We start from the raw sequence: 25,843 nt of genomic DNA, 5'->3' as shown, positions 1-25,843 counted from the left end.
GAGCACCTGAGTTGCTGAGCACCGCCGCGCCGGTGGTACAACTGGGGCCGTGAGCCTGCGATCGATCCAGCCCAGCCCGCTCGTGGAGCAGGCCGCCGAACAGCTGCGCGAGCAGATCACCGGCGGGGCCTGGCCGGTCGGCACCAAACTGCCCGGCGAGACCACGCTGGCCGCCTCGCTGGGCGTCGGCCGCTCCACGGTCCGCGAGGCGATCCGGGCCCTGGCCGGCGAGGGGCTGCTCCAGCCGCGACAGGGGGCCGGGGTGTTCGTGCTGGCCGTGGAGTCCCGGACCGATCTGGCCGACCACCTGCGCAAAGCCTCGGTCGCCGACCTCTACGAGGTCCGGATGATGATCGAGACCCGGGCCGCGCGGCTGGCCGCCGAGCGCCGCACCGAGGCCGACGTCGCCACGCTCGAAGCCGCGCTGGAGCGCCGGACCCGCGCCGCGCGCAGGTCCCACGAGGAGTTCGTCGACGCCGACGTCGCCCTGCACACGGCGCTCGTGGCCGCGGCCGGGAACCCGGTGCTGACCGCCTTGTTCGAGCAGTTCGTCCCGACCCTGCGGGAGGGCCTGGTGGAGATGGTCAAGCGGCTGGGCCGGGCCGACGAGAACCTGGGGCACCGTGCGCACGCGGCCCTGATCGCGGCGGTCGCGGAGGGGAACCCGGACCGGGCCGAGACCGTGGTGTCCGAGGAGATCGGCGCGACCACGCTGCGCCGGATTCCGTGAGGGGCCCGCGCGACCTCGTGAGCCCAGACCTCGTGAGCCCAGACCTCGTGAGCCCAGACCTTGTGAGCCCAGACCTCGTGAGCTGCGACCCGATGCGCCGCGACCTCGTGAACACCGTGTGAACCACTCGGGCCTCGCCCCCTTGTGGCCTGTCCGATATAGGAGTTGGCTGCAAGGAACAGCCGGGTAACGAAGTATGTACAGCTGGTACAACCGTTGCCCCCGTGTCATGACAAGATCGGCTCCGGCTCGGTGACGAGCCGCCCTGACCCAGGAAAAGGAGCACGCTCGATGGCAGACAAATCAGGCGGACAGGGCGGCCACGCCGGGGCCGCCGGCAGGGTGCCGACGCCCTCCGGGCCCGAGCAGATCCGGAACGTGGTGCTCGTCGGGCACACCGGAGCCGGCAAGACCACACTGGCCGAGTCCCTGCTGGCGGCCACGGGCGCGGTGAGCCGGCCCGGCCGGGTCGAGGAGGGCACCACCGTCACCGACTTCGACGAGGTCGAACAGCGGCAGCAGCGCTCGGTGGCGCTGGCCCTGGCCCCGGTGGAGTTCCAGGGTGTGAAGGTCAACCTGCTGGACGCCCCGGGCTACGCCGACTTCGTGGGCGACCTGCGCGCCGGACTGCGGGCGGCGGACGCCGCGCTGTTCGTCGTGTCGGCCGCTGACGGAGTCGACGGCTCGACGCGGCTGCTGTGGGAGGAGTGCGCGGCGGTCGGGATGCCGCGCGCCGTGGTCGTCACCAAGCTGGACTCGGCCCGCGCCGACTTCGACGAGATGGTGCTGATCTGCCAGCGCATCTTCGGCGACGGGGTGCAGCCGCTGTACCTGCCGCTGCTGGACGACGAGGAACACGTCGGCGGGGTCATCGGGCTGCTGACCCAGAGGATCTACGACTACTCCGAGGGCGAGCGCACCGAGCGCGACGCCGAGGAGGCGCACCGCGAGGGCGTGGAGAACGCCCGCAACGCCCTGATCGAGGGGATCATCGCCGAGAGCGAGGACGAGACCCTCATGGACCGCTACCTCGGCGGTGAGGAACTGGACACCGAGGTGCTGATCGACGACCTGGAGAAGGCGGTCGCGCGCGGGTCCTTCTATCCGGTGCTGCCCTACTCGGCGATCGCCTCGGGGGCGGTCGCCGCTCCGCCGGCACTGGGCTCGATCGAGCTGCTGGAGCTGATGACCAAGGCCTTCCCCTCGCCGCTGGAGCACGAGGTGCCGCCGGCCAGCTCGCCGGAGGGCAAGCCGAAGGGCCCGCTGACCTGCGACCCCGACGGGCCGCTGGTGGCCGAGGTGGTGAAGACCTCCACCGACCCCTACGTCGGGCGGATCAGCCTGGTCCGGGTGTTCTCCGGCACGCTGCGCCCGGACCTGCCGGTCCACGTCTCCGGCCATGGCCAGGAGGCCCGCGGCCACGCCGACCACGACATCGACGAGCGGGTCGGCGCGCTGTCCTGCCCGCTGGGCAAGGTGCAGCGCGGCATCGACGCCGGGATCGCCGGCGACATCGTCGCGGTGGCCAAGCTGCTGCACGCCGAGAGCGGCGACACGCTGTCCAGCAAGGACGATCCGATGCTGATCGAGCAGTGGCTGATGCCGGACCCGCTGCTGCCGGTCGCGATCCGCGCACACGCCAAGAGCGACGAGGACAAGCTGTCGCAGTCGCTGTCCCGGCTGGTCGCCGAGGACGCCACGCTGCGCCTGGAGATGAACCCGGAGACCCGGCAGCTGGTGCTGTGGTGCATGGGCGAGGCGCACATGGACCTGGTCCTGGACCGGCTGAAGAACAAGTTCGGCGTGGCCGTGGACACCGTCTCGCACCGGATCTCGCTGCGCGAGACCTTCGGCGGCGCCGCCAAGGGCCACGGCCGGCACGTCAAACAGTCCGGCGGCCACGGCCAGTACGCGATCTGCGACATCGAGGTCGAGCCGCTCCCGTCCGGCAGCGGCTTCGAGTTCGTCGACAAGGTGGTCGGCGGCGCGGTGCCCCGCAACTACATCCCCTCGGTGGAGAAGGGCGTGCGGGCACAGATGGAGCGCGGCGTCGCGGCCGGCTACCCGATGATCGACCTGCGCGTCACCCTCTACGACGGCAAGGCGCACTCGGTGGACTCCAGCGACATGGCCTTCCAGACCGCCGGCGCCCTGGCCCTGCGCGACGCCGCGGCCAAGACCAGCGTCCTGCTGCTGGAGCCGGTCGACAGCCTGGAGATCCAGGTCGCCGACGAGTACGTGGGCGCGGTCATGGGCGACCTGTCCTCGCGGCGCGGCCGGGTGTCGGGCTCGGAGCCCGGCGAGAACGGCCGCACGGTGATCCGGGCCGACGCCCCGGAGGTGGAGATCGGCCGCTACGCGATCGAGCTGCGCTCGCTGTCGCACGGCACCGGGACGTTCACCCGGAGCTACCTGGGGCACGAGCCGATGCCGCCGCAGCTGGCGACGAAGGTGAAGGCCGAGGTCGAGCAGGAGGCGTGAGGGCACCGAAGAACGCAAGGTCCTAACACGGCAGGAGGGGTCCCGACGCAGGACCCCTCCTCCCGCCCGTCATGTACACCAGTGTTCAGACTCAACACCGTGAGTCGCTGGTGAACCTCGACGGGTGAGGGTGGGAACGACGGTGCCGCGCAAGTCCTCGGCGAATCAGCCGACCATGCAATTGAGAGTCCCGGGGCCGGCGTCGGTGGGTACGGCGCCGCCACAGTCGCAGCCGGGGTTGCAGTCGCAGCCGGGGTTGCAGTCGCAGGCCGGGTCGACTCTGGTGCGGCCCTTGCCGCAGCCTCCGATGCAGCCGCCGGGGCAGCCTCAGCTTCCAGGGCAATCCGCGCCGAGGCCGTCTCGCCGGGCGGTCCTGGTCATCGCACTCGCCGTCCTGCTGGTCGCCGCCGGCGGCGTGACCTGGGCGATGTGGCCGACGAGCAAGGCGGCGCCGCCCGCGGCCAGCCCCCTGCACGTCGTCCCGGGCACGGTTCAGGCCGCGGTGTTGACGCCGGACGAGGTCAGCAAGGCGATCGGGACGACGGTGATCGCCGGCCCCCAGACCGACCAGCCGCCGGCCGCGCTGACCGCCGATCCGGCGTTGTGCGCGGTGGCCGTGGGACCGGCGACCGCGTCCGGCTATACGTCGGGCTGGACTGTCTTCCTGTCCACGACGTATGAGGACTCTGCCGGGTCCGGGGACTACACCGTGACCCAGACCGTCGGCGTCTACGGCAGCGCGGACCAGGCCACGAGCGTGTTCGGCAAGCTCGGCGACGGCGTGAAGGGCTGCCCGTCGGCCACCCGGACCGACCCGAATCAGAGCCCGGTGAAGTGGGACTACAGCGTCGGCACGGCTACCTCGGACACCCTAGTCTGGACCGCCACGCAGGAGTCCGGCGGCGGGTGGGCGTGCTACCGGCAGGCCCGGCTCAAGGGCAAGGACGTGGTGCAGGTCGCGGTGTGTGAGGGCGGGGCCGGCGGGTCGGCGGCGGCGCAGGTCGCCGGGCAGTTCACGGCTCGGTTGGGCGGGTAGCCGTGGCTGTTTCCACCGCTACCGACCGCGGTTCGCTGCGGCGCCGCTCCGTCGCGGTGCTCGCCACCGCCGCACTGGGCCTGGTGACCTTCGCCGGACCCGCGCAGGCCACGTCCGGCCCGACTGTTCCGCTCGCGCAGCCGGTCTCGGCCACCGCGACCGCGGCCGGGCTGGCCACCGACGACAACTCCGGGCTGACCCCGACCCCGACCCCTGATATGCCGGCGCCACTGATCGCCACGGCCGAGCCCGAGGCTCAGGCGATCGCGGCGAAGTACCAGGCCGACGCGCAGGCCGTCACAGCGGAGGCAAGCGCGGCCAAGGCCGAAGAAGGCCCGCTTGAGACACGCGCGGCCGACGTACAGACACGCGAGGCCAACCTGGACGCGCAGTTCGCGAGCACCCAAGCGCGGACCAACACCCTCAACGGCCAAGCCGACGCCCTCAACACCGCCATCGCCACCCACAACGGCGAACCGCACCAGTTCCGGCTCCCGGCCCAAGCAAGCCAACTGGCCGCGTACAACCAGGAGAAGGCGAACCTCGAAGCACAACAGGCGAACCTGCAAAGCCAGTTCAACGCCCTCACCGCACAGACCACCCAACTACAGAGCGCACAAGCCCAGGCCGGCGCCGACCAGGCAAAGGTCAACGCCGACATCCAGAAGCACAACGCCGCCGTGGCGGCGCTCCAGACCCAGATCACGAACCTGAAGGCCGAGCGCCAAGCGTGCGTCGCGAAGATCGCCGCACTCCTCCAGAACACGCTCCCGGGCACCCAGACCGGCGGCGCCAGCCCCCTGGCCACCGCCGGCGGCGACCAGTCCGCCCCAGCATCCGTCCTCGCCCCGACCCCGCAGGCCCGGGCACTGCCCAGCGGCGGCGGCGACCAGGCGGCCCCGGCACAGGTCGGCACGTACGCGGTCGCCACCGGGGCGACGGGCACCGCGGGCGCCCAGGCAGGACCGGCCCAGACCGGCACGGCACCCCCGCTCACCGTCACCCAGACCACGGTGGCGACGTACCTGCCCCCGGCCGCAATCGCCGGAATGTCCGCGGACCAGGCCGCCAACGTGAACCCGGTCCAGACCTACGGCGCCCTGATCCCCGAACCCAGCGGCAACTACGCGGTACTCCAACTCCTGCCACCCGCGGGCACCACGGCACCCCCGGGCCAACAGGCCTACACCAACGCCATCAACAAGGGAGCCAAGGCCACCACCTACATCGCCGGCAAGCCGGTCGTGGTCGACCATGTCGTGCAGGCGAGCCCGATGCCCACGGCGAACCAGGGTGCCGACACCGCGCGGCCGGCGCTGGCCTCACCGCTGGCTGCGGCGTCGCCCTGGGCACCGGCGCTGGCTCAGCCCGGAGCGGTGGTCGGGCCGCCGGTCGGTATCACCGCGCTGCCCAAGCTGCTCGCCCAGCGCGGCCTGGGCAAGCTGGCGAACCAGTTCGACCTCGAATACGCGCCGGTCCTCGTGGACGCCAACGGCAACCCCACGTATGCCGTCGCCCCGGTAGACGCGCAGGGCAACCCCGCGCTCGGGGCGACCGGGAAACCGATCATCCGGCTCTCGAATTTGGCGCTACAGAATGCCACCCAGGCGGCGAGCGCCTTCGCCAATGCGGCCCTGATCGGCAGCAGCGCCTATTCGCCCTGCCCGGAACACAGCTTCTCGGGATCCACCAGGGTCCTGATGGCCGACGGCGGCACCGAGCCGATCGCCGACGTTCACGCCGGGGACCTGATCGAGAACGCCCGGCCCGGCGGCGGGACCGAAGTCCACCGCGTCGACCAGGTGCACGTCACCACGACGGACACCGATTTCGTCGACGTGCTCGTGGGCTCGAACACGCCGGGCGGCGGGGGCACCGTCACCGGGACCGCGAACCATCCGTACTACGACGCCGGCACCGGCGGGTTCGTCGACGCCGGTGCGCTGAGAAGCGGCGACCGGCTGCAGAGCAGCGCGGGTACGCAGGCGACGGTCCGGGGCGTCCGCTCACACGTCGGGCCGATCGTCACCTACGACCTGACGATTGACGGGCTGCACACGTACTACGTCGTGGCGGGCGATACGCCGGTCCTCGTCCACAACTGTGGCGGCCAAGGCCTCGGGCGTCAGGTACTCGGAGATGGGGTGTCGAATCACATTCTGGCCGGCCATCGCTATCCAGGAGGCATCAACAGTCAGGGAAACCCGCAGGACCCCTTTCCCCAGAGTTGGACGGATGACGATATCCTGAATGCGGTAGCAGACGTCCTCACAGACCCCAACAGCGCCCGAACATGGAAGACGGGGTCTGCTAAATGGGCACCGAAAACCGGACTGACCCATAGGGGAGATCCCGCTGTACAAGACGTGATCGGGACCGTGACCGTGAAGGGCGTCCCAGTGAAGATCGACGTGCGCTTCGAACCGCTCACCGATAAAGTGCTCACGGCATTTCCTATCGGAACTCTACAACGGCCCTGATATCGCATGACGGGAAGCGACGTGGACCTCAACGATCTGCTGAAGCGGCTGGACGACCCGGATTGGCTCGTATCCCCCCGGGGTTACAACCCCACGGCGATGGTCGAGTCTTTCGCCGCACTGGTTCACGGCCTGGATGTCAGCTTTGAAACGCGCTGCGCTACCGACACGGAGATACAGGACTCCAGCGAATACGCCCGCGTCGAGGTGCCCGCCGAAGCGACGGTTCGCGAAACACGGATCATTGTGTCGATCAGCAAATTCGGATCTCTGGCCTTTGTAGCCGCGGAGAATCCGGGGGCTTTCCTCGGTACCGCCCACGCACAAGCCGAAGGCGAGCTGGACGCGGGCGACCTGGCAAAAGTAGAACAAGCCCTCGCCGACTCGGGGTATGTCGTCGTTCCCGAGGAATTGCTCACGAGTCGTTACTACGGGCCGAGCCACCTCCGCAAGATGAGCCCCTCATTCCCACCAACCTGGTGGGATCGCTACTTCGGTTCCTTCTAGCCGGCCAGACAAACCTCGGCCCCGCTGGAAACCTCCAGCGGGGCCGAACTCGTCAGGCCTCAGCTCAGCCCGAAACACTCCCACGCGCCGCCGGCGGCAGCGCGCAAGCAGCGGTGCCGCCAGGCATCCGCTGCCGGTTGTTGGCGATCAGGCGATACACGCCCGCCGCGATCCAGCGGACCGGCGGGGTGCGGAGCATCCATCCGGCCGCGGCGTAGATTCCGCCCGCTGAAATCAAAAGGCGCGCAACTGCCTGCGCGCCTCCGTGGATTCGGCCTGTCGGGTCCACCCACAACACTTCGTGTGTCGCCCGATCCTCGGTTGTTCCGTACAACTCGAGGTCTGTGAACTGGTAAGCCGTCACCTCCGCATCGATCGGGAGGCGCTTGAGGACGCTGACCGAGCGCGTGCAGAAGGCGCAGTCACCGTCATAGATCAGAACCGGCTTGGGGAAGCTGCCCTCGTCCATACCCCTCAGTCTACGGGCCATTCGTCCGCCAACAGCTTGCGGGTTTCCCCTAGCAGCTGCGGAAGGACCTTGGTGTGGCCCACCACGGGCATGAAGTTCGTGTCCCCGCCCCAGCGTGGGACCACGTGTTGGTGTAGATGTGCCGCGATGCCCGCACCTGCGACGTCGCCCTGGTTCATGCCGATGTTGAAGCCCTGCGCGCCGGAAGCGGCGCGGACCGCGGTCATCGCGCGCTTGGTGAAGTCGGCGAGTTCGGCGGTCTCCGGCAGGGTCAGGTCTGTGTAGTCCGCCACATGCCGGTACGGGACCACCATCAGGTGCCCGCCGTTGTACGGGTACAGGTTCAGCACCGCGTAGACCAGTTCCCCGCGGGCGATGATCAGCCCGTCCTCGTCGCTCAGCGACGGGATGCGGCAGAAGGGGTCCTCGCCGGCGGCCGGGCCGGTGGGCTTGTTCTCGCCCTTGATGTAGGCCATGCGGTGCGGCGTCCACAGCCGCCGGAAGCCGTCCGGCTCCCCGACGCCGTCCTGCACCTGAAGGTCGGCCTCCGGGTTCGGGTCTTCGGGCGAATGCGGCATGGTCATGAAACGAAGCTTAGGCGGTACGGCTTTCGAGACGGAATACCGGTCTGAGGATCATTCACGTGCCCGGGGACACCCCGGGATGCCCCGGCGAGCGCATATTGTTGAACGCACTATGACCCTCACCGATCGCCTGCCCGCCACCGACGACCCCGACGCGCTCTTCGACGCCTTCAGCGAGTGGGCCGGCGAGCAGGGGATCACGCTGTATCCAGCCCAGGAGGAGGCGCTGCTGGAGGTGGTCACCGGGGCCAACCTGATCCTGTCCACCCCCACCGGCTCCGGCAAGTCGCTGGTCGCCGCCGGCGCGCACTTCGCCGCGCTGGCCCGCTACCGTGACGACCCCCGGCAGCGCACCTACTACACCGCGCCGATCAAGGCGCTGGTGAGCGAGAAGTTCTTCTCGCTGTGCGCCATGTTCGGCGCGGACAAGGTCGGGATGCTCACCGGCGACGCCAGTGTGAACCCGAACGCGCCGATCATCTGCTGCACCGCCGAGGTGCTGGCCAACCACGCGCTGCGCGACGGCGCCGAGGCAGACATCGGCCAGGTGGTGATGGACGAGTTCCACTTCTACGCCGAACCGGACCGCGGCTGGGCCTGGCAGGTACCGATCCTGGAACTGCCGAACGCGCAGTTCGTGCTGATGTCGGCGACGCTGGGCGACGTCGCCCGGTTCGAGGAGGACCTCACCCGGCGCACCGGCCGCCCGACCGCGGTGGTCTCCTCCGGGCAGCGTCCGGTGCCTCTGTACTACTCCTATTCAGAGACGCCGCTGCACGAGACGCTGGAAGACCTCCTGCAGACCAACCAGGCGCCGATCTACGTCGTGCACTTCACCCAGGCCGCGGCCATCGAGCGCGCGCAGGCGCTGATGAGCGTCAACGTGTGCACCAAGGAGGAGAAGGCCAAGATCGCCGACATGATCGGCAACTTCCGGTTCACCGCCGGCTTCGGCAAGACGCTCTCGCGGCTGGTCCGGCACGGGATCGGCGTGCACCACGCGGGCATGCTGCCGAAGTACCGGCGCCTGGTGGAGCTGCTGGCGCAGGCCGGGCTGCTGAAGGTGATCTGCGGCACCGACACCCTGGGCGTCGGCATCAACGTGCCGATCCGCACCGTGCTGTTCACCGGGCTGACCAAGTACGACGGCGTGCGGACCCGGCAGCTCAAGGCCCGCGAGTTCCACCAGATCGCCGGGCGCGCGGGCCGGGCCGGCTACGACAGCGCCGGCTACGTGGTGGCGCAGGCACCCGAGCACGAAGTGGAGAACGCCAAGCGCGTCACGAAAGCCGGCGGCGACAAGAAGAAGCTCTCGCGGGTGGTCCGGGTCAAGGCGCCGGAGGGCTTCGTCTCCTGGGGCAAGCCGAGCTTCGAGCGCATGGTCGGCGCCGAACCGGAGCCGCTGACCTCCAGCTTCCAGGTCAGCCACGCGATGCTGCTGAACGTCATCAGCCGGCCCGGCAACGCCTTCGAGGCGATGCGGCACCTGCTGCAGGACAACCACGAGGACCGCAAGTCCCAGCTGAAGTTGATCCGCAAGGCCATCGCCATCTACCGCGGCCTGCTGGCCGCCGGGATCGTCGAGCGCCTGGACGAGCCGGACGAGCAGGGCCGGACCGTGCGCCTGACCAAGGACCTCCAGTTCGACTTCGCCCTGAACCAGCCGCTGTCGCCGTTCGCGCTGGCCACGCTGGAGCTGCTGGAGCCGGAGTCGCCTACGTACGCGCTGGACGTCCTGTCGGTCATCGAGTCGACGCTGGACAACCCGCGGCAGGTGCTGTCCGCACAGCAGAACAAGGCGCGCGGCGAGGCCGTCGCGCAGATGAAGGCGGACGGGATCGAGTACGAGGAGCGGATGGAGCTCCTTGAGAACGTCGGGTATCCCAAGCCGCTACAGGAACTCCTAGAGGCGGCCTACGACGTCTACAAGCGCAGCTCCCCGTGGGTCGCGGACTACGAGGTCGCCCCGAAGTCCGTGGCGCGGGACATGTTCGAGCGCGCCATGACCTTCGCGGAGTACGTGAGCTTCTATACGCTGCCGCGCTCCGAAGGACTCCTCCTGCGCTACCTCGCGGACGCCTACAAGGCGCTCAAGCACACGGTGCCCGAGGAGATGCGCGACGACGAGGCCAACGACCTCATCGAGTGGCTCGGTGAGATGGTCCGGCAGGTCGACTCCTCGCTGCTCGACGAGTGGGAGGAACTGGTCAACCCGGGCGAGGAAGCCCCGGCCGTCTCTCCGCACAACTTCGACGAGCGCCCGCCCCCGGTCACCGCGAACGCCCGCGCGTTCCGGGTCATGGTCCGCAACGAGCTGTTCCACCGCGTCGAGCTCTTCGCGTTGAGGAAGTACGACGACCTCGGCGAGTTGGACGCGGCTTCCGGCTGGGACTCCGAGAAGTGGTACTACGCGATCGAAGACTACTTCGACACCCACGACGAGCTCGGCACCGGTCCGGACGCCCGCGGCCCGAAGCTGCTGGTCATCGACGAGAAGCCGGAGGACCGGCCGGGCACCTGGCTGGTCCGGCAGATCTTCGACGACCCCGAGAGCTACCACGACTGGGGCATCAGCGCCGAGGTGGACCTGGCGGCCAGCGACGAGGCGGGCACGGCCGTGGTGACCGTCACCGCCGTGAACCAGCTGTAGCACCCCGGGATCGTTCCGCGACCCTGCCGCGTTGGTCGGTTGGAGGACCTACGATGGCGCGGCGGCACCGATGACCGCCGCGCACGACCGACTGCCGTGTAAGACCGATCGCCGTGCAACACCGACCGCAGCGCACGACCGACCGTCCCGCGCGACCGACCGCCGTGCGCGACGAGACGACGACCCAGCCGACCCCCGAGGTGAGTGACCCGATGGCCCGCAAGAACCTGCGCCTGATCAAGCCCGGCGAGTACCGGCCGGACTGGTCCCAGTCCGCGCGCGGCGGCGGGATCTCGCCGATCTTCCTGGCGCTCGTCGCCTGCTTCGTGGCCAGCGGGATCGCGCTGTACAAGGGCTACGGCAGCGACCGCGCCGGGGTGTTCATCTTCGTGCTCTCCGGCTGGCTGGTCTCGCTGTGCCTGCACGAGTTCATGCACGCCGCGGCCGCCTACTGGGGCGGCGACCACACCGTGGCCGGCAAGGGCTACCTGCGCCTGGACCCGCGCGTCTACGGGCACCCGGTGCTGACCTTCGTGCTGCCGCTGTTCTTCCTGCTGATCGGCGGCCTGCCCCTGCCCGGCGGCGCGGTGATGATCGAGTCGCACCGGCTGCGCGGGAAGTGGAAGGACTCGCTGGTCTCGGCGGCGGGACCGGCGGTGAACGTGGTGTTCTCGATCGTACTGATCGTGGTGCTCAAGGTGTGGGGGCCGGGCTACATCCTGTACCCCAGCATCCCCGCCCACGCCGGCGCCCTCTGGTCCGCCTTGACGTTCCTGGCTTACATCCAGGTCGCCAGCGCGATACTGAACCTGCTCCCGATCCCCGGCCTGGACGGCTACGGCATCATCGAGCCCTTCCTCAACGCCGACTGGCGCCGCATGGGCGCGCAGATCGCGCCCTACGGCATCCTCCTCGTCTTCGCGCTGCTCTACGCCCTCGGCCCGGACCGGAACTTCATCGCCAAGTGGGCTCAGGACATCCTGAATGGGCGCACCCCGGTCAACGGCCAATTCTTCGGGTACCACTTGTTCAGGTTCTGGGACACGATCAGCTACTGAGTCCCCGCTGCATTCACGGGGGTCAATGCGGCGATACAGGCCCGCAGCGCCGCACCGAGCTGGCGGCGCTGACCGGTGTCGAGCCCGGCCAGCATGTGCTGTTCGATGACGGTCACCGCCGCGTCGCAGGCCTGAAGGGTTTCGCGTCCCTCGTCGGTGAGTTCGGTCTGCAAGATCCGCCCGTGGTTGGGATGCCTGCTGCGGACGACCCAGCCGCGCTGTTCGAGGTCGCGCAGGTTCTCGTTCATGCTCTGCGGGGTGATGAAGGCGCGTCGTGCCAGTTCGGCGTTGGACAGGCCCGGTTCCTCGGCCAGGGCCGTGAGCACGGCGAACTGGGTGAGGGTGACGCCGTACTCGTGGAGCGCCCGGGTCATCTGGGCGTTGAGCGCGGCCTGGGCCTTCTTGATCAGGTAGCCGGGCCGGTCGACGGTGTCCCGCGGCTGGTACGCCTCACCCATGCTCCCCCTCCTTCGCCTTCGGTCCGATCGATTGATATCAGGTTACCTTGCATAGTTCGGGGTTCGAGCCTACGCTGGATATCAGGTTCCCTGACATCAAAGGAGTGGTGCCGTCATGGCTGTCACCGGCCCGTCGTTCGTCGCATTGCAGGTACACGACTTGGAAGCGTCCGCTCGCTTCTACGAGGAGCGGCTCGGGCTCACCCGCGCGCCCGTCTCCCCGCCGCACGGAGTGGTGTTCGACACCCGGCCGATCCCGTTCGCGGTGCGCGAACCCGTGGTCGACCTGGACGCCGCCGACAAGCTCGGTTGGGGCGTGGTGCTGTGGCTCAAGGCCGAGGACGTCGACAAGATCCACGCCGACCTGGTCGAACACGGCGTGCGGATCGTGACCGAGCCGTTCGACGGCCCGTTCGGCCGGACCTTCGCGTTCGCCGATCCCGACGGGTATGTCGTCACGCTGCACAGCTGACGGCCCACGCGGGCGTCGCCGTCAGGCACGGTCAGGCATCACCAGGCATCACCAGGCACCGCCGAACCGTGAGCGCCCGCCGCGGATTCCGCGACGGGCGCTCGAAGTCCGGCCGGCTACGCCAGTCCGGCCCGGCGCAGCGCGTCGGCCAGCGCACCCTGCGGCTCGCTGTTCCCGCCGCGCCGATCGCCGCCGCGACCGCCGCCATTGCCACCGCTGTTACCGCCGTTGCCGCCGCCACCGCCGCCGCCGCTGTTGCCACCACCGCCACCGCCACCGCGCCGGTCACCGCCGCCGCCCTGGCCGCCGTTCCCGCTCCGCCGGTCGCCGCCACCGCCGCCGCGGCCATCGCGCCCGCGACCGCCGCCACCACCGCCGTTCTCCGCGGACTGCCGCTGCCGCCCCGGCCCGCCGGACCCGCTCCCGGCCTCGTCGTCCAGCCGCAGCGTCAGCGCGATCCGCTTGCGCGCCGCGTCCACGTCCAGCACCTTCACCCGCACCACGTCACCGGGCTTCACCACGTCGCGCGGGTCCTTGACGTAGGTCTTGGACAGCGCCGAGATGTGCACCAGGCCGTCCTGGTGGACGCCGACGTCGACGAAGGCGCCGAAGGCCGCGACGTTGGTGACCACGCCCTCCAGCAGCATCCCGGGCTCCAGGTCGCTGAGTTTCTCGACGCCCTCCTTGAAGGTCGCCGTCTTGAACGCCGGGCGCGGGTCGCGGCCCGGCTTCTCCAACTCGGCGAGGATGTCCGTCACGGTCGGGACGCCGAAGGTGTCGTCGGCGAACTGCGCCGGCTTCAGCGCGCGCAGGGTCGTGGTGTCGCCGATCAGCTCCTTGATGCCGGCGCCGGTCGTCGACAGGATCCGGCGCACCACCGGGTAGGCCTCCGGGTGCACCGAGGAGGCGTCCAGCGGGTCGTCGCCGCCGGGGATGCGCAGGAAGCCCGCGCACTGCTCGAAGGCCTTGGCGCCCAGCCGCGGCACGCTCTTGATGGCGCCGCGGGTGGCGAACGGGCCGTTGGCGTCGCGGTGCGCCACGATGTTGTCCGCCAGCGAGGAGCCGATGCCCGACACCCTGGTCAGCAGCGGTGCCGAGGCGGTGTTGACGTCCACGCCGACCGCGTTCACACAGTCCTCGACCACCGCGTCCAGCGAGCGCGACAGCTTCCCCTCGGCCAGGTCGTGCTGGTACTGGCCGACGCCGATCGACTTCGGGTCGATCTTCACCAGCTCGGCCAGCGGGTCCTGGAGCCGCCGGGCGATGGACACCGCGCCGCGCAGCGAGACGTCCATGTCCGGCAGTTCCTGCGAGGCGAACGCCGACGCCGAGTACACCGAGGCGCCGGCCTCGGAGACCATGATCTTCGTCAGCTTCAGCTCCGGCAGCCCGGCGACCAATTCCATGGCGAGCTTGTCGGTCTCGCGCGAGGCGGTGCCGTTGCCGAACGCGATCAGCTCGACTTTGTGCACCTTGCACAGCGAGGCCAGCTTGGCCAGCGCCTCGCTCCACTTGTTCTGCGGGACGTGCGGGTAGATGACGTCGGTGGCGACCACCTTGCCGGTGGCGTCGACCACGGCGACCTTCACGCCGGTCCGGTAGCCCGGGTCCAGGCCCATGGTGGCGCGGGTGCCGGCCGGGGCGGCCAGCAGCAGGTCGCGCAGGTTGGCGGCGAAGACCCGGACCGCCTCGTCCTCGGCCAGCGTCCACAGCTGCATCCGGACGTCCACGCCCAGCCGGACCAGGATGCGGGTGCGCCAGGCCCAGCGCACGGTGTCGTTCAGCCACTTCACCCCGGCGCCGGCCGTGCTCGGCGAGGGCACGGCGAAGTTCTTGGCGATCCGGACCTCGTAGCCGCTCTGCGTCACCGGCGCACCGGGCTCGGCATCCTCGGGCTCGGGGTCGAAGGTGAGGTCCAGGACCTCCTCCTTCTCCCCGCGCAGCAGCGCCAGGATGCGGTGCGACGGCAACGCGGTGAAGGGCTCGGCGAAGTCGAAGTAGTCGGAGAACTTCGCGCCGGCCTCCTCCTTGCCCTCGCGGACCTTGGAGGTCAGCCGGCCGGATTCCCACATGCGCTCGCGCAGCGCGCCGATCAGGTCGGCGTCCTCACCGAACCGCTCGACCAGGATCGAGCGGGCGCCGTCCAGGGCCGCGGCGGCGTCGGCCACGCCCTTGTCGGCATCCACGTAGTCTGCGGCGGTGCCGGTCGGATCGAGGTTCGGATCGGCGAGCAGCGCGTCGGCCAGCGGCTCCAGCCCGGCCTCCCGGGCGATCATCGCCTTGGTCCGCCGCTTGGGCTTGAACGGGAGGTAGATGTCCTCCAGCCGGGACTTGGAGTCCGCGGCGAGGATCTGCGCCTCCAGCGCCTCATCGAGCTTGCCCTGACTGCGGATGGACTCCAGGATCGCCTCCCGGCGCTCCTCCATCTCGCGCAGATAGCGCAGCCGCTCCTCCAGCGTGCGCAACTGCGCGTCGTCCAGGCCCTCGGTCACCTCCTTGCGGTACCGCGCGACGAATGGCACGGTCGCGCCGCCGTCCAGGAGCTCGACGGCCGCCCGGACTTGCCGGTCGACGACGCCGAGCTCCTCGGCGATGCGCAGGTGGATGGACGCTGCTGTCGCTGCCACGCGTGGTACTCCCGCCAGGTGAAAAGCCTGCTATCTCGCGAGAGCGATCCTAGCGACTAGAGGACGAACTTCTCCGCGACCGTCGAGTACTCGAAGAGTTCTTCGTCGGGGAACCACAGCGCGACTTCCTGCTTGGCCTCGTCGAGGTTGCCCGAGGCGTGCACCAGGTTGGCCACGGCGATGCCGTTGGCGGTGGCGTAGGCCTTGTTCTGGTGCGCGAAGTCGCCGCGGATGGTGCCCGGGGCGGCCTCGTTCGGGTAGGTGGAGCCGACCAGCTTGCGGACCGTCTTGACCGCGTCGATGCCCTCCAGGACCAGGGCCAGCACCGGACCGGACTGCATGAAGGCCGCGGTGGCGTTGTAGACGCCGGCGCCGAAGCGCTCCTCCAGGTCGAAGTAGTGCTTGCGGGTCAGATCGGCGTCCATCCAGACCATCTTGGAGCCGACCACCTTCAGCAGCGCGTCCTCGAACCGGGTCAGGACCCGTCCCATCGTGCCGCGCGCCACGGCGTCGGGCTTGAGCAGGACGAGCGTCCGCTCGACGGGGGCGCCGTTGTCGGTCATATGCGTGGTCCTTCGCTCTTCGACGATGTTTCCGATACTTCTGTAAGCATCTTATTGGGCGCGCGCGACGGTGATGATTTCGCGGCTGTCCGCCGTCAGCGGCCCGCGCCGCCAGTCGCCGTACTGCTCCTGGATCCGGAAACCGGCTTCTTCCAGGAACGGGTTCAGTGTCTCGGGGGTGTGGAAGCGCAGCGTCGTGCCGGAGACGCGCAGCGGGGCGCCGTCCGGGAGCGCGGTGGTCTCGGTGAACGTCACCCGGGGGCCGTCGACCCGTTCCACCTGATACCAGCCGCGGATCTCGCGGCCGTCGGGCAGCGTGAGGTTCCCGGCGTTCGCGGGATTCCACTCCTCCCAGGCCCGGCCCTGGAGATGGCGGGTGCCGAACACGAACGTGCCGCCGCCGACCAGCGCCCGGCGGATCGCGGCCAGCGAGGCCCGCAGCTCCTCGTCGGTGACGAAGCACTGGAAGGCGTTGCTGGCCATCACGGCGAGGTCGAACTCCTCGGCGTAGGCCAGCTCTGCGGCGCTCGCCCGGACCCACTCGATGTCCGTCCGGCGCCGGGCCCGGGCCAGCATCGACTCGTCCGGATCGACGCCGACGAACCGGCCGGTGTGCCCGGCGGCCCGGGCCGCGTGCAGCATGCTCCCGGTGCCGCAGCCCACGTCGAGGACCGTCTCGGCGGCGGCGACCGCGTCGGAGTAGAAGCGGTCGGCCGGCCAGTCGGGGTCCCAGGGGTTCTCCAGGTCGTATACGAGAGCTGAATCATCGTCGGTGAAGGTCTGCGAGTCCTGATCCACTCGGACAGCTATAGCCGCCGAAAGCCGGCGCCGTCCACTGGTTTCCACTGTTCCTAGCAGGAACTTCGCTGCTCACCGTCGAGTGCCTGTCGTTAACCTCGCGGTTGCAAAATCGCGTTGTATCGCGTGTCACAATAGGCGGGTAACGAGTCCGCGAGTCGGACCCGCACATAGGGGTGGGGACCGTCCGCGGACTCCAGGTCGCGATAGCCTGAGGGGGCTCTTTCGTGAGTGGTAACGCGTTGACCAACGCGGATTCGGAACCGGGTGTCTTCGCCCGGGTCGTGTCCGGGCGCAGATCCAAGTGGGCGGTGTTCGCCGCCTGGCTGGTGGTGATCATCGCCCTGGGCAGCTTCGCCACGAAGCTGAACGGCGCCCAGAAGAACGACACCACGTCTTGGCTGCCCAAGAGTGCCGAATCCACGAAGGAACTGAAGATCGAGGGTGACTTCCACCCGAACTGGTACCCGGCGATCCTGCTCTACGCCCGGTCGACCGGGCTGACCGACGCCGACAAGGCCCAGGCCCAGCACGCCGCGGCGGTCATGGAGCAGGACCCGCCGGCGAAGAACCTGGACCTGGTGGTGCACAGCGCCGTCCAGGTCATCGCGCTGACCACCGGCCCGAACGCCGGCAAGGCGATCCAGATCATCGTGCCGGTGAACCCCGGCAGCGACGGCTGGAACAAGTTTCCGGACACCGTCGCGGCCATGAAGGCCGCGCTCGGCCCGCCCACCGCCGGCCTCCAGACCTACGTCACCGGGCCGATGGGTGAAGCCGGCGACGAAGCCGACGCCTTCAAGAAGATCAACGGCTCGCTGACCTACTTCACCGGGTTCGCGGTGATCATCATCCTGCTGATCGCCTATCGCAGCCCGATCCTGTGGCTGCTCCCGCTGATCACAGTCGGCGGCGCCGCCCTGACCGTGGCCGAGTCGGTGATCTACCTCCTGGCCAAACACGCGGGTCTGACGGTGAACGGGCAAGCCGCGTTCATCTTGATCGTCTTGGTGTTCGGAGCGGGCACCGACTACGCACTACTGCTCATCGCGAGATATCGAGAAGAGCTCAGGCGGTACGAGGACCGGCACGAGGCGATGGCGCACGCCGTGCACCGAGCCGGGCCCGCTCTGGTCGCCAGCTCCGCCACGGTGGCCGTCAGCATGCTGATCCTGCTGGTCGCCGAGATGAACTCGACCAAGGGCATGGGCCCGGTCCTGGCCATCGGCGTGATCATCGCGCTGTGCGCGATGCTGACCCTGATGCCGGCGCTGCTGGTGATCGTCGGCCGCTGGGTGTTCTGGCCGGTGCGCCCGACGTTCGGCTCCGACGAGCCGACCCAGCACGGTGTCTGGGCCCGCATGGGCAAGCGGATCGCGGTCCGGCCGCGCGCCGTGTGGGTGGGCACCGCGGTGGTCCTGGTCGCGCTGGCCGGCGGCATCGCCGAGCTCAACGCCCACCAGCAGACGGTGGCCGAGCAGTTCGTCACCAAGCCCGCCTCCGTGACCGGCGCCGAGGTGCAGGCCCAGTACTTCCCGGACAACTCCGGGCAGCCGCTGGCCGTCATCGGCGATGCCGCCCAGGCGGACGCGGTCGTGGCGAAGCTGAAGACGGTCCCGGGGGTCGACCCGAACGGCGTCGAGGTCCCGAAGACCCTGAAGAACCCGGTCGTCAACGGGCACTTCTACGTCGAGGCGGCGCTGACCGACGCCCCGGACTCCAAGGCCGCGCAGAACACGGTCGACCGGGTCCGTACCGCGGTGCACTCGATCCCGGGCGCCAACGCGGTGGTCGGCGGCGGCCCGGCGGTGACGCTGGACATCGCCCGCGCCTCCAGCCACGACAGCAAGCTGATCATCCCGCTGATCCTGCTGGCGGTGTTCATCATCCTGGGCCTGCTGCTGCGCGCCTTCCTGGCACCGCTGTTGCTGATCCTGACGGTCATCCTGTCCTTCGGCGCCTCGCTGGGCATCAGCGCCCTGGTGTTCAAGGGCCTGGGCTGGCACGGCGTGGACATCGGGATGCCGCTGTTCGGCTTCGTGTTCCTGGTGGCACTGGGTATCGACTACAACATCTTCCTGATGACCCGCATCAGGGAGGAGTCGGTCCGGCGCGGCACCCGGCGCGGCGCGCTGGTCGGCCTGTCGGCCACCGGCGGCGTGATCACCTGGGCCGGACTGGTGCTGGCCGCCACCTTCGGGGTGCTGGCCACGCTGCCGATCGTGCCGTTCGCCGAGATCGGCTTCGCGGTCGCGCTCGGGGTGCTGCTGGACACCATGATCGTGCGGTCGGTGCTGGTCACGGCGCTCACGCTGGACATCGGCAAGGTGATGTGGTGGCCCTCGCGGCTGTCCCGGTCCGACGAGCCCGACGGCGGGACGCTGGCCGCCGCGCGCTCCTCGGATGACAGCGTGCTGGTGTAGGTGCCGCTGTAGCTGAGCGACGGCGATGGGGAGGTTCCCGACCGGGAACCTCCCCATCGCCTTGTGCCCGCTACTGCCCGGCGAGTTGTTCCACGACCGGCGCCATGGCGTCCAGATCGTCGATCAGGAACGAGCTGATCCCGAAGCGTTCGCGCAGCTCCAGGAACTTGCGCGTCAGGTCCTTGGCGCTGCCGACGAAGGTGTGCGGCGACTCCAGGACCTCCTCGACGCTCAGCTCGACGCCGGTCTGCTCGCGGATCCGGTCGACGCGGCGCCGCGCCTCGATCCGGGGCTCGGCGGTGACGACGATGGGCCCGCCGGTCGGATAGGTGTTCAGCTCGATCTCGTCGAAGCGGTCGCCCGCGGCGGCCCGGATCCAGCCGATCTTCTCCTCGGTCGCCGCCGCGGTGATACTCGGCGCGTCCAGGCGGGGAGCACCCTCGCCGATCACGAGGCGCGGCGCCAGCCCGACGATCTGGGCCTGCCGGCCGGCCAGCGTCAGGAACCGCTTGCCGCCCCCGCCGAGGAAGAACGGCGGATGCGGCCGCTGCACCGGGGCCGGGATATCGGCCAGATCGGTGATCGTGTAGTACTCGCCGGCGAAGGAGAACGGCCCCTCGGTGAAGCTGCCCTTGATGACCGCGATCGCCTCGGCCAGCTTCTTGATGCGCACGCCGACCGGCTCGAAGGGGATGCCGATCGCGTCGTATTCGGGCTTGTTCCACCCGGCGCCGATCCCGATGTCCAGGCGGCCGTTCGACAACCGGTCGAGGGTCGCCAACTCCTGGGCCAGCACCGCCGGGTGCCGCAGGCTGTTGTTGAGGACGAAGGTGCCGACCCGCAGGCGCTCGGTCACCGCCGCGACCTGCGCCAGCGGGAGCAGCGGGGCCAGGCCCATGAGGTGGTCGGGGATCACGAAGGCGGAGTAGCCCATCGCCTCGGCCTTGCGGGCGAACGGGATCAGGTCGGAGAACGCCTCGTCGTCGTCGATCGCCGCGAGGAAACGAAAGGGACGCATGGCCGCCATCTTCCAGGAACGTGATGGTCTGTGACTGGTTCTCAGGCCCCGGAAGCGGCGATCGCCGCCGCGACCTCCTGGGCACTCGGCGCCTCGGCCGCCCACCCGATATAGCCGTCCGGCCGGACCAGCCGCACCGGACCGCCGTCTGCCGGCACCGCCGCCGAGACCCCCGCTGCGGCCGCCACCGCATGCAGCTCCGGCGGAGCCAGCAGCACGAAACCGCCGCTGCGCAACGCTTCCAGCAGGCGCGCGGGCGTGCCGGTCAGCGCCACGTCCCCGGCTCGGTGCCCGGTCAGTGCGTGGGCGCCGCGGGGAGCCGGATACGTGATCCACAGTCCCGACAGGGCGAAGCCGATCCGTCGGTTCACCGCCGGTCGCCCGAGGGCGAAGTGCATCGCCAGGTTCCGGGCCTTGCGGGCCGGCGTCATCTTGATCTGCGCGGCCCGCAGCAGCCGGCCCGATCCCTTGATCACCGCGGCACCGACCGGATGGCGCTCGCGCTCATAGCTGTCCAGCAGCCCCTCGCCGGCCCGCCCGCGCAGGACCGCGATCAGCTTCCACGACAGATTGGCGGCGTCCAGCAGGCCGGTGTTCATGCCCTGGCCGCCGGCCGGGCTGTGGGTGTGCGCGGCGTCGCCGGCCAGGAACACGCGCCCGACCCGGTAGCGCTCGGCCTGCCGCTCGTCGCTGTGGAAGCGGCTGGACCAGCGCGGTTCGCCCATCCCGAAGTCCGAGCCCAGGGTCTCGCGCAGGATGTCGCGCACCTCGGCCAGTTCCACCGGCTCGGTCTCGGCCTTGGCGTGCTTCTGGTCCCAGCAGATGACGCGGTGGTAGCCGTCCTTGAACGGGGCCACGAAGGCGAACTTGTCGCCGTCGGTGTTGGTCGCGATGCGGGTCTGCGGCGGGTGGGACAGCTTCGCGTCCACCAGCATCACCGAGGCCACCACGGTGTGCCCGGGGAACTCCACGCCGAGCAGCGAGCGGACCGCGCTGCGGCTGCCGTCGGTGCCGACGACGTAGGCGGCGCGTTCTTCGCGGGTGCCGGACGCCTCGCGGACCGTCACGGTCACACCGTCCAGGTCCTGGCGCAGGCCGACGACCTCGGTCTCGTACCGGATCCGGACGCCGAGCCGTTCCAGCCGCTCGTACAGCACGGCCTCGGTCTCGTACTGCGGCACCACCAGCAGGTACGGATAGGGCGTGGGCAGCTCTGAGACGTCCACGACCGCGGTGTCGAACAACCGCAGCGACCGCACCGGCGCGCCGCGCTCGATCAGCGGGGCGGCGATGTCCCGGGAGTCCAGGGCTTCCAAGGTGCTCGCGTGCACGACCAGCGCGCGGCTCAGGTTGGAGCGGCCCGGATGCCGTCGCTCCAGCAGCGTCACCGGGATGCCGGCCGCCGCCAGATCGCCGGCCAGCAACAGTCCGGTGGGACCGGCGCCGACCACGACCACGCCTCGACTATCAATGTCTTTATCTCGGTTCTCTGACACGCCTGGGAACGTAGCGCCCGCAAACGCTTGGAGTCCAGAGCACCGGCAACGGTGCGGCCTGCGCACTCACGGCGATCGCGGAGCCGAGAAGCCGGGGGATCCGCCGATGGCCACCCGGCCACCATCAGCGGCGGATCCCCTGCTGACCAGTCCTGGACCCCCGGTCCGCCGGCTCAGGTCGCCAGGCGCATCGTCGCGCCCCACGAAGAGTTCATCCGCATGTCCAGTTCCCGGACCGAGCGGGTGTCCCCGAAGTTGTCCATCTTGCGGCGCACGTTGTAGATCCGGTCCCAGCCGATGCCGTACCAGTGCTTGTCCAGGTTCACCAGGGCCCGCTCCAACGTGACGCAGGCCTGCTCGATCTCCTTGGTGCGCACGTGGATGTCCGCCATGTCGGCCAGCACGATGGTGCGCTGCTTGGCCTCGTTGGGCTTGAGCGCCATCAGCGAGCACAGCAGCGCTTCCTGGGCCAGTTCCGGACTGCCGCCGTTGATGTGGCAGAAACCCTTGAATCCGTTGAGGCGGGTGGCGTCGAAGTAGTCCAGCCACTCCGGGTCCGGGACGCTGGAGCGGTCGGCGTCCGACAGGGCCTCCTCCGCCCTGCCGATCAGGTCGACCGCGCGCTTGTGATCGCCCAGCCGGGCCTCGATCTCGGCGTCCACGGCGTGCAGCCAGGAGCGCTGGACCGCGCTGACCCCGCGGGCGGCGTGCGCGTAGGCGGCGCGCATCAGGTCCCGGGACTCCCCGGCCTTGCCGTCCCAGGCCGGGACGAAGGCCAGGTGCGCCAGGATCGCCGAGCCCAGCTGGTGGTCGTCGGCCTCGCGGGCGGCGACCAGTGCGTTGCGGTAGTGCATGCGGGCCGGCTCGGTCTTCTTCAGGTCGAAGAACGCCAGCCGGGCGGCCAGCAGCGAGGCCTCGGCCAGCGAGCCGGCCAGCCGGGAGCGCTGGGTCTGCGGTCCGGTTCCGCTCAGCAGCGCCGCCCCGAGCTGGGCATGCGCCACCGCCGGGGAGTACATGCGGGCCGGGGGGACCGTGTAGTACAGGGACCGCTGTTGGCTGGTGATGAACTCGTAGCCGTCCACCATCTGGCGGTCGAACGGGACCGCGCGGCCGGCCGGGTCGGCGGCGGCCGGGAGCCGTTCAGAGGCCTCGGCGGCGTACGCGGACTCACCTGCCCCGGCCACGGTCAGCGCCGCTGCGGCGCTGGTGACGAACTCTCGTCGCTTCACTGGGTCGTGCCCTCCAGATCGGTCGGCGGGCCGTGTGCGGCACAGCCCTGCCATCCGTCCGTGTTGCGTGGCTCCCCCAGCTACCCCGTCCTGCTCAGGCTCCGCATCCGTTGCACACCCAGTAGCGGCGGTCGGTGGCTGCGACGATTCCGGCCGCGGTGCCCACGGCACCGACCATCCGACCTGGAATCCCATCTGCGCGACGGAGACGCCGAAAACTTCTTCCAAGACCCGCTGGTACGCCGGGAGCGGACACGGCGGATCCTCACTCTCCCACCGGCGGACCTGCCGGACGGACAGTGACAGCACCTTACCAAGCGCACGGGAGGCTTTCTCGAACTCGGCGGCGAATTCGGCCTGAGTCCAGTGCCGGGACAGCCGCAAGGCCTTCAGCGCGGTGTTGCCCGCCGGCTTCTTACCCGGGGAAGAGCCTGAATCCACCTGCATGGCAGAACCCTTCGGTCCATGCGCCTGGAGCGGACCGGCCCCGCGCCGACCGCAGCCCGACACGGCGGCGGCCTGTGGGCCGGTCGTCGCAGAGGGCTGGTTCAGACGTTAGACCCGAACAAGCCTCCAATGGTAGTACAACCACCCGAAAGGACTATGGCGAATACCTGCGAAAGCCGGGATCAGCCTGATCAGGGCCCTGTGACAGACGGCGGTTTCGGCAAAAAATCTCCTTCTTACCGGGCCGGAGGGCACCGGGCGCCCGGCATTGCCGATCGGGGCCGACATCGGAGGCGGCGCAGCCGATGGTGCGGCCAGTTGGCCTATCACTGTTGCCATAACATCGTGCGAAAAATTCTCCTCCCCCAGTGGTTTATCCGCCGCCGCGCCGATGAACCCCATCCGGGCGTCATACCGCCTTCTCGAGTGAATCCGCCGATGCTCGTGCAACCGCGCGTGCATGTGCCGTGACCGGTCGGGACCGGGCCGTTCATCGAAACGAGCTGAGAAGATTTCGCCCCGTTCGGCGGGAACACGGCAAGCCCGTGATCCGTTACACCCGTAACCCGGCGTTGCCGCTGACGGCATCCAGCTGAGAGGCGGTGCGACTGCGTCCGGGTGAGTCACGGCAGGTGCGCGGGGAAACCTGCGCAGAACCTGTGTAGAACTAAAGGCAGTGGAGGGGGTGAGCCGACCATGGCTCAGCAGACCACGGTGCGAGGAGCCGTCGGGCCGATACCGGTCCGCTCGTCGTCGGCCCGGACGGCGGCCCGGATCCCGCCGATCGCCGAGCTCAAGCTCGGCTGGCAGGAGCGCGGACTGTGCCAGTCCGGGGACGCGGCGGTGTTCTTCGCCCCGGATTCGGAACGGATCCGGGAACGGGAGAAGCGCGAGACGGCGGCCAAGCGGGTGTGCGACGACTGCCCGGTCCGCCAGCAGTGCCTTGAGCACGCGCTGGCGTTGCCGGAACAGTTCGGCATCTGGGGCGGATTGACGGAGCTGGAGCGGGGCGAGGAGTCCCGGCGGCGCCGGGGCGCGGCGACCGGGGCCCGACCGGTCGTGGTGCCGATCCGCATCGGCACACAGCGCGACCGGGGCTTCGCGGACGCCCAGGCGGCCAGGGAGGGGACCGAAGTGGCGGCCTGACCCGCCACGAGATCACAAGAGCACAAGAGCACAAGAGCACAAGAGCAGAAAAAGCCTTACCCAGCACAGAAGACTTACGGCAACACGGCAAGACAGCAACGCAGCCACGTTACGGACAAGCGCCGGGTGGGCCGGGAGGCCGCCCGGCGCTTGTCTTTCGCCGCGCACGCGGGAAACAACAGCGGACATGATCCACGGCTTTCCCAGTCATCATCGCCCGATCCCCCGCGCCTGCTTGATGGGTCATCACGCGTCGGCTACCGGGAAATCCGCTCCGAACAACACTTAACGCGTTGTACCTGACCGTATTTCAGCCGACCTCCGAGAAAACGCAATCGGCTATCGGGCGAGAACTCAACTCCCAGCAGCGATCGCGTAACAAGCGACCGCCGCCGCGGCCGCCACATTCAGCGAATCCACGCCGGCCGTCATCGGAATCCGCACCCGCAGATCCGCGGCCGCCAACGCCGGATCCGACAGACCGTCCCCCTCGGTTCCGAGCAGCAACGCGACCTTGTCCCGCGGCCCGAACCGCAGGTCCCGCAAGTCGATCGCGGTCGGACCGGGAGTCAGCGCGACGGTGCGGAAGCCGTGCTCGGCCAACGTCGCCAGGCCCCCGGGCCAGGAATCCAGGCGCGCATAAGGCAGAGCGAAGACCGTCCCCATCGACACCCGCACCGAGCGGCGGTACAGCGGGTCCGCACAACTCGGTGTCAGCAGCGCCGCGTCCATGCCGAGCGCCGCCGCGCTGCGGAAGATCGCACCGAGGTTGGTGTGGTTGACGATGTCCTCCATGACCACGACGCGGCGCGCGCGCTCCAACACGGTCCCGGCCGACGGCAGCGGGGTGCGCTGCATCGAGGCCAGGGCGCCGCGGTGGACGTGGAAGCCGGTCACCGCCTCCAGCAACGCCTCGTCACCGACGTAGACCGGGGCGTCGACGGCATCGATCAGCGGCCGCATCGCCCGCGCCCACTTCGGCGACAGCAACGTCGAGCGCATCGGATAGCCGGCGGCCAGGGCGCGGCGGATCACCTTCTCCCCCTCGGCGAGGAACAGGCCCTCGGCGGGTTCGCGGACCTTGCGCAGCTCGACGTCGGTGAGGCCGGAGTAGTCGTGCAGGCGCGGGTCGGACGGGACGGTGACTTCGATCAGTTCTCCCACGCCGACG

Annotated in this window: 20 protein-coding genes; 10 read left to right on the top strand and 10 right to left on the bottom strand. The window is 69.7% G+C overall.

The genetic code is table 11. The features are described 5' to 3' along the window. Positions 1-49: 49 nt before the first annotated feature. From IZR01_RS10930 to IZR01_RS10910, 5 genes are all read left to right on the top strand, one after another. Positions 50-730, top strand: a complete 681-nt coding sequence (locus IZR01_RS10930) for a FadR/GntR family transcriptional regulator (protein WP_194892614.1) — start codon at positions 50-52, stop codon at positions 728-730. Between the two features lie 291 nt (positions 731-1,021). Continuing rightward, positions 1,022-3,211 (top strand): elongation factor G-like protein EF-G2, encoded by a 2,190-nt coding sequence (locus IZR01_RS10925; RefSeq protein ID WP_194892615.1) that lies wholly within the window; start codon positions 1,022-1,024, stop codon positions 3,209-3,211. Positions 3,212-3,335: 124 nt separating this feature from the next. Further along, complete coding sequence (locus tag IZR01_RS10920; RefSeq protein ID WP_194923739.1) at positions 3,336-4,247, top strand: sensor domain-containing protein; 912 nt, start codon at positions 3,336-3,338, stop codon at positions 4,245-4,247. 2 nt (positions 4,248-4,249) lie between these two features. After that, positions 4,250-6,727, top strand: coding sequence for a polymorphic toxin-type HINT domain-containing protein (locus IZR01_RS53130; RefSeq protein ID WP_194923738.1), 2,478 nt, complete (start codon positions 4,250-4,252; stop codon positions 6,725-6,727). Between the two features lie 21 nt (positions 6,728-6,748). After that, positions 6,749-7,234 carry a hypothetical protein gene (locus IZR01_RS10910; RefSeq protein ID WP_228559173.1) on the top strand — a complete coding sequence of 162 codons (486 nt, stop codon included), beginning with the start codon at positions 6,749-6,751 and terminating at the stop codon, positions 7,232-7,234. A 64-nt stretch (positions 7,235-7,298) separates the two neighbouring features. On the opposite strand, the gene IZR01_RS10905 is transcribed toward IZR01_RS10910, so the two are convergent. Continuing rightward, positions 7,299-7,703: a thiol-disulfide oxidoreductase DCC family protein gene (locus tag IZR01_RS10905; protein WP_194923736.1), complete on the bottom strand. Its 405-nt coding sequence runs from the start codon at positions 7,701-7,703 to the stop codon at positions 7,299-7,301. A 5-nt stretch (positions 7,704-7,708) separates the two neighbouring features. Then, positions 7,709-8,287: an HIT family protein gene (locus tag IZR01_RS10900; protein WP_323746180.1), complete on the bottom strand. Its 579-nt coding sequence runs from the start codon at positions 8,285-8,287 to the stop codon at positions 7,709-7,711. 112 nt (positions 8,288-8,399) lie between these two features. On the opposite strand from IZR01_RS10900, the gene IZR01_RS10895 reads away from it, so the two are divergent. Both IZR01_RS10895 and IZR01_RS10890 read left to right on the top strand, forming a co-directional pair. Beyond that, positions 8,400-10,937 carry a DEAD/DEAH box helicase gene (locus IZR01_RS10895; protein ID WP_194923735.1) on the top strand — a complete coding sequence of 846 codons (2,538 nt, stop codon included), beginning with the start codon at positions 8,400-8,402 and terminating at the stop codon, positions 10,935-10,937. 113 nt (positions 10,938-11,050) lie between these two features. Continuing rightward, a complete protein-coding gene (locus IZR01_RS10890) occupies positions 11,051-11,995 on the top strand; it encodes a site-2 protease family protein (protein ID WP_323746974.1) in 945 nt (314 codons plus the stop codon). On the opposite strand, the gene IZR01_RS10885 is transcribed toward IZR01_RS10890, so the two are convergent. Then, positions 11,989-12,453: a MarR family winged helix-turn-helix transcriptional regulator gene (locus tag IZR01_RS10885; RefSeq protein WP_194923734.1), complete on the bottom strand. Its 465-nt coding sequence runs from the start codon at positions 12,451-12,453 to the stop codon at positions 11,989-11,991. The genes IZR01_RS10890 and IZR01_RS10885 overlap by 7 nt on opposite strands. 115 nt (positions 12,454-12,568) lie before the next feature. Between IZR01_RS10885 and IZR01_RS10880 the strand changes: the two genes are divergently transcribed. Further along, on the top strand, positions 12,569-12,925 hold the full coding sequence (locus tag IZR01_RS10880; RefSeq protein WP_194892622.1) for a VOC family protein: 357 nt from the start codon (positions 12,569-12,571) through the stop codon (positions 12,923-12,925). 116 nt (positions 12,926-13,041) lie between these two features. Here the strand turns inward: IZR01_RS10880 and IZR01_RS10875 are convergent, their stop codons facing one another. Genes IZR01_RS10875 through IZR01_RS10865 form a run of 3 tightly spaced genes read right to left on the bottom strand, consistent with a single transcriptional unit; the run spans position 13,042 to position 16,913 of the window. Continuing rightward, a complete protein-coding gene (locus IZR01_RS10875) occupies positions 13,042-15,552 on the bottom strand; it encodes a Tex family protein (RefSeq protein WP_194923733.1) in 2,511 nt (836 codons plus the stop codon). 56 nt (positions 15,553-15,608) lie between these two features. Then, on the bottom strand, positions 15,609-16,115 hold the full coding sequence (locus IZR01_RS10870; protein ID WP_194892624.1) for a nucleoside-diphosphate kinase: 507 nt from the start codon (positions 16,113-16,115) through the stop codon (positions 15,609-15,611). 51 nt (positions 16,116-16,166) lie between these two features. Beyond that, positions 16,167-16,913, bottom strand: a complete 747-nt coding sequence (locus IZR01_RS10865; protein WP_194923732.1) for a class I SAM-dependent methyltransferase — start codon at positions 16,911-16,913, stop codon at positions 16,167-16,169. Between the two features lie 227 nt (positions 16,914-17,140). Between IZR01_RS10865 and IZR01_RS10860 the strand changes: the two genes are divergently transcribed. Next, entirely contained in the window at positions 17,141-19,336 is a 2,196-nt protein-coding gene (locus IZR01_RS10860) for an MMPL family transporter (protein WP_194923731.1), read from the top strand. Between the two features lie 70 nt (positions 19,337-19,406). Here the strand turns inward: IZR01_RS10860 and IZR01_RS10855 are convergent, their stop codons facing one another. The 3 genes from IZR01_RS10855 to IZR01_RS10845 all read right to left on the bottom strand — a co-directional run bounded on the left by IZR01_RS10855 (position 19,407) and on the right by IZR01_RS10845 (position 23,526). Continuing rightward, a complete protein-coding gene (locus IZR01_RS10855) occupies positions 19,407-20,354 on the bottom strand; it encodes a TIGR03621 family F420-dependent LLM class oxidoreductase (protein WP_194923730.1) in 948 nt (315 codons plus the stop codon). A 41-nt stretch (positions 20,355-20,395) separates the two neighbouring features. After that, complete coding sequence (locus IZR01_RS10850; RefSeq protein ID WP_323746973.1) at positions 20,396-21,811, bottom strand: FAD-dependent oxidoreductase; 1,416 nt, start codon at positions 21,809-21,811, stop codon at positions 20,396-20,398. Positions 21,812-22,023: 212 nt separating this feature from the next. After that, the gene (locus IZR01_RS10845; protein ID WP_499698274.1) at positions 22,024-23,526 is read right to left on the bottom strand and encodes a helix-turn-helix domain-containing protein; all 1,503 of its coding nucleotides are present in this window, start codon (positions 23,524-23,526) and stop codon (positions 22,024-22,026) included. 696 nt (positions 23,527-24,222) lie between these two features. On the opposite strand from IZR01_RS10845, the gene IZR01_RS54160 reads away from it, so the two are divergent. After that, positions 24,223-24,672, top strand: a complete 450-nt coding sequence (locus IZR01_RS54160) for a WhiB family transcriptional regulator (protein WP_194892629.1) — start codon at positions 24,223-24,225, stop codon at positions 24,670-24,672. 354 nt (positions 24,673-25,026) lie between these two features. Here the strand turns inward: IZR01_RS54160 and IZR01_RS10835 are convergent, their stop codons facing one another. Continuing rightward, positions 25,027-25,836, bottom strand: a complete 810-nt coding sequence (locus tag IZR01_RS10835) for a TrmH family RNA methyltransferase (protein WP_194892630.1) — start codon at positions 25,834-25,836, stop codon at positions 25,027-25,029. Between the last annotated feature and the right edge of the window lie 7 nt (positions 25,837-25,843).

It is taken from the genome of Catenulispora pinisilvae, from assembly GCF_015356865.1.
GTDB lineage: Bacteria > Actinomycetota > Actinomycetes > Streptomycetales > Catenulisporaceae > Catenulispora > Catenulispora pinisilvae.
Note: the sequence above shows the minus strand (reverse complement) of the source record. Positions and strands in the feature narration are given on the sequence as shown.

Coding starts and splice junctions, on each gene's coding strand:
- IZR01_RS10925 (WP_194892615.1), top strand. CDS start 1,022: ATGGCAGACAAATCAGGCGGACAGGGCGGCCACGCCGGGGCCGCCGGC.
- IZR01_RS10905 (WP_194923736.1), bottom strand. CDS start 7,703: ATGGACGAGGGCAGCTTCCCCAAGCCGGTTCTGATCTATGACGGTGAC.
- IZR01_RS10900 (WP_323746180.1), bottom strand. CDS start 8,287: ATGACCATGCCGCATTCGCCCGAAGACCCGAACCCGGAGGCCGACCTT.
- IZR01_RS10895 (WP_194923735.1), top strand. CDS start 8,400: ATGACCCTCACCGATCGCCTGCCCGCCACCGACGACCCCGACGCGCTC.
- IZR01_RS10885 (WP_194923734.1), bottom strand. CDS start 12,453: ATGGGTGAGGCGTACCAGCCGCGGGACACCGTCGACCGGCCCGGCTAC.
- IZR01_RS10880 (WP_194892622.1), top strand. CDS start 12,569: ATGGCTGTCACCGGCCCGTCGTTCGTCGCATTGCAGGTACACGACTTG.
- IZR01_RS10870 (WP_194892624.1), bottom strand. CDS start 16,115: ATGACCGACAACGGCGCCCCCGTCGAGCGGACGCTCGTCCTGCTCAAG.
- IZR01_RS10855 (WP_194923730.1), bottom strand. CDS start 20,354: ATGCGTCCCTTTCGTTTCCTCGCGGCGATCGACGACGACGAGGCGTTC.
- IZR01_RS10845 (WP_499698274.1), bottom strand. CDS start 23,526: ATGCAGGTGGATTCAGGCTCTTCCCCGGGTAAGAAGCCGGCGGGCAAC.
- IZR01_RS54160 (WP_194892629.1), top strand. CDS start 24,223: ATGGCTCAGCAGACCACGGTGCGAGGAGCCGTCGGGCCGATACCGGTC.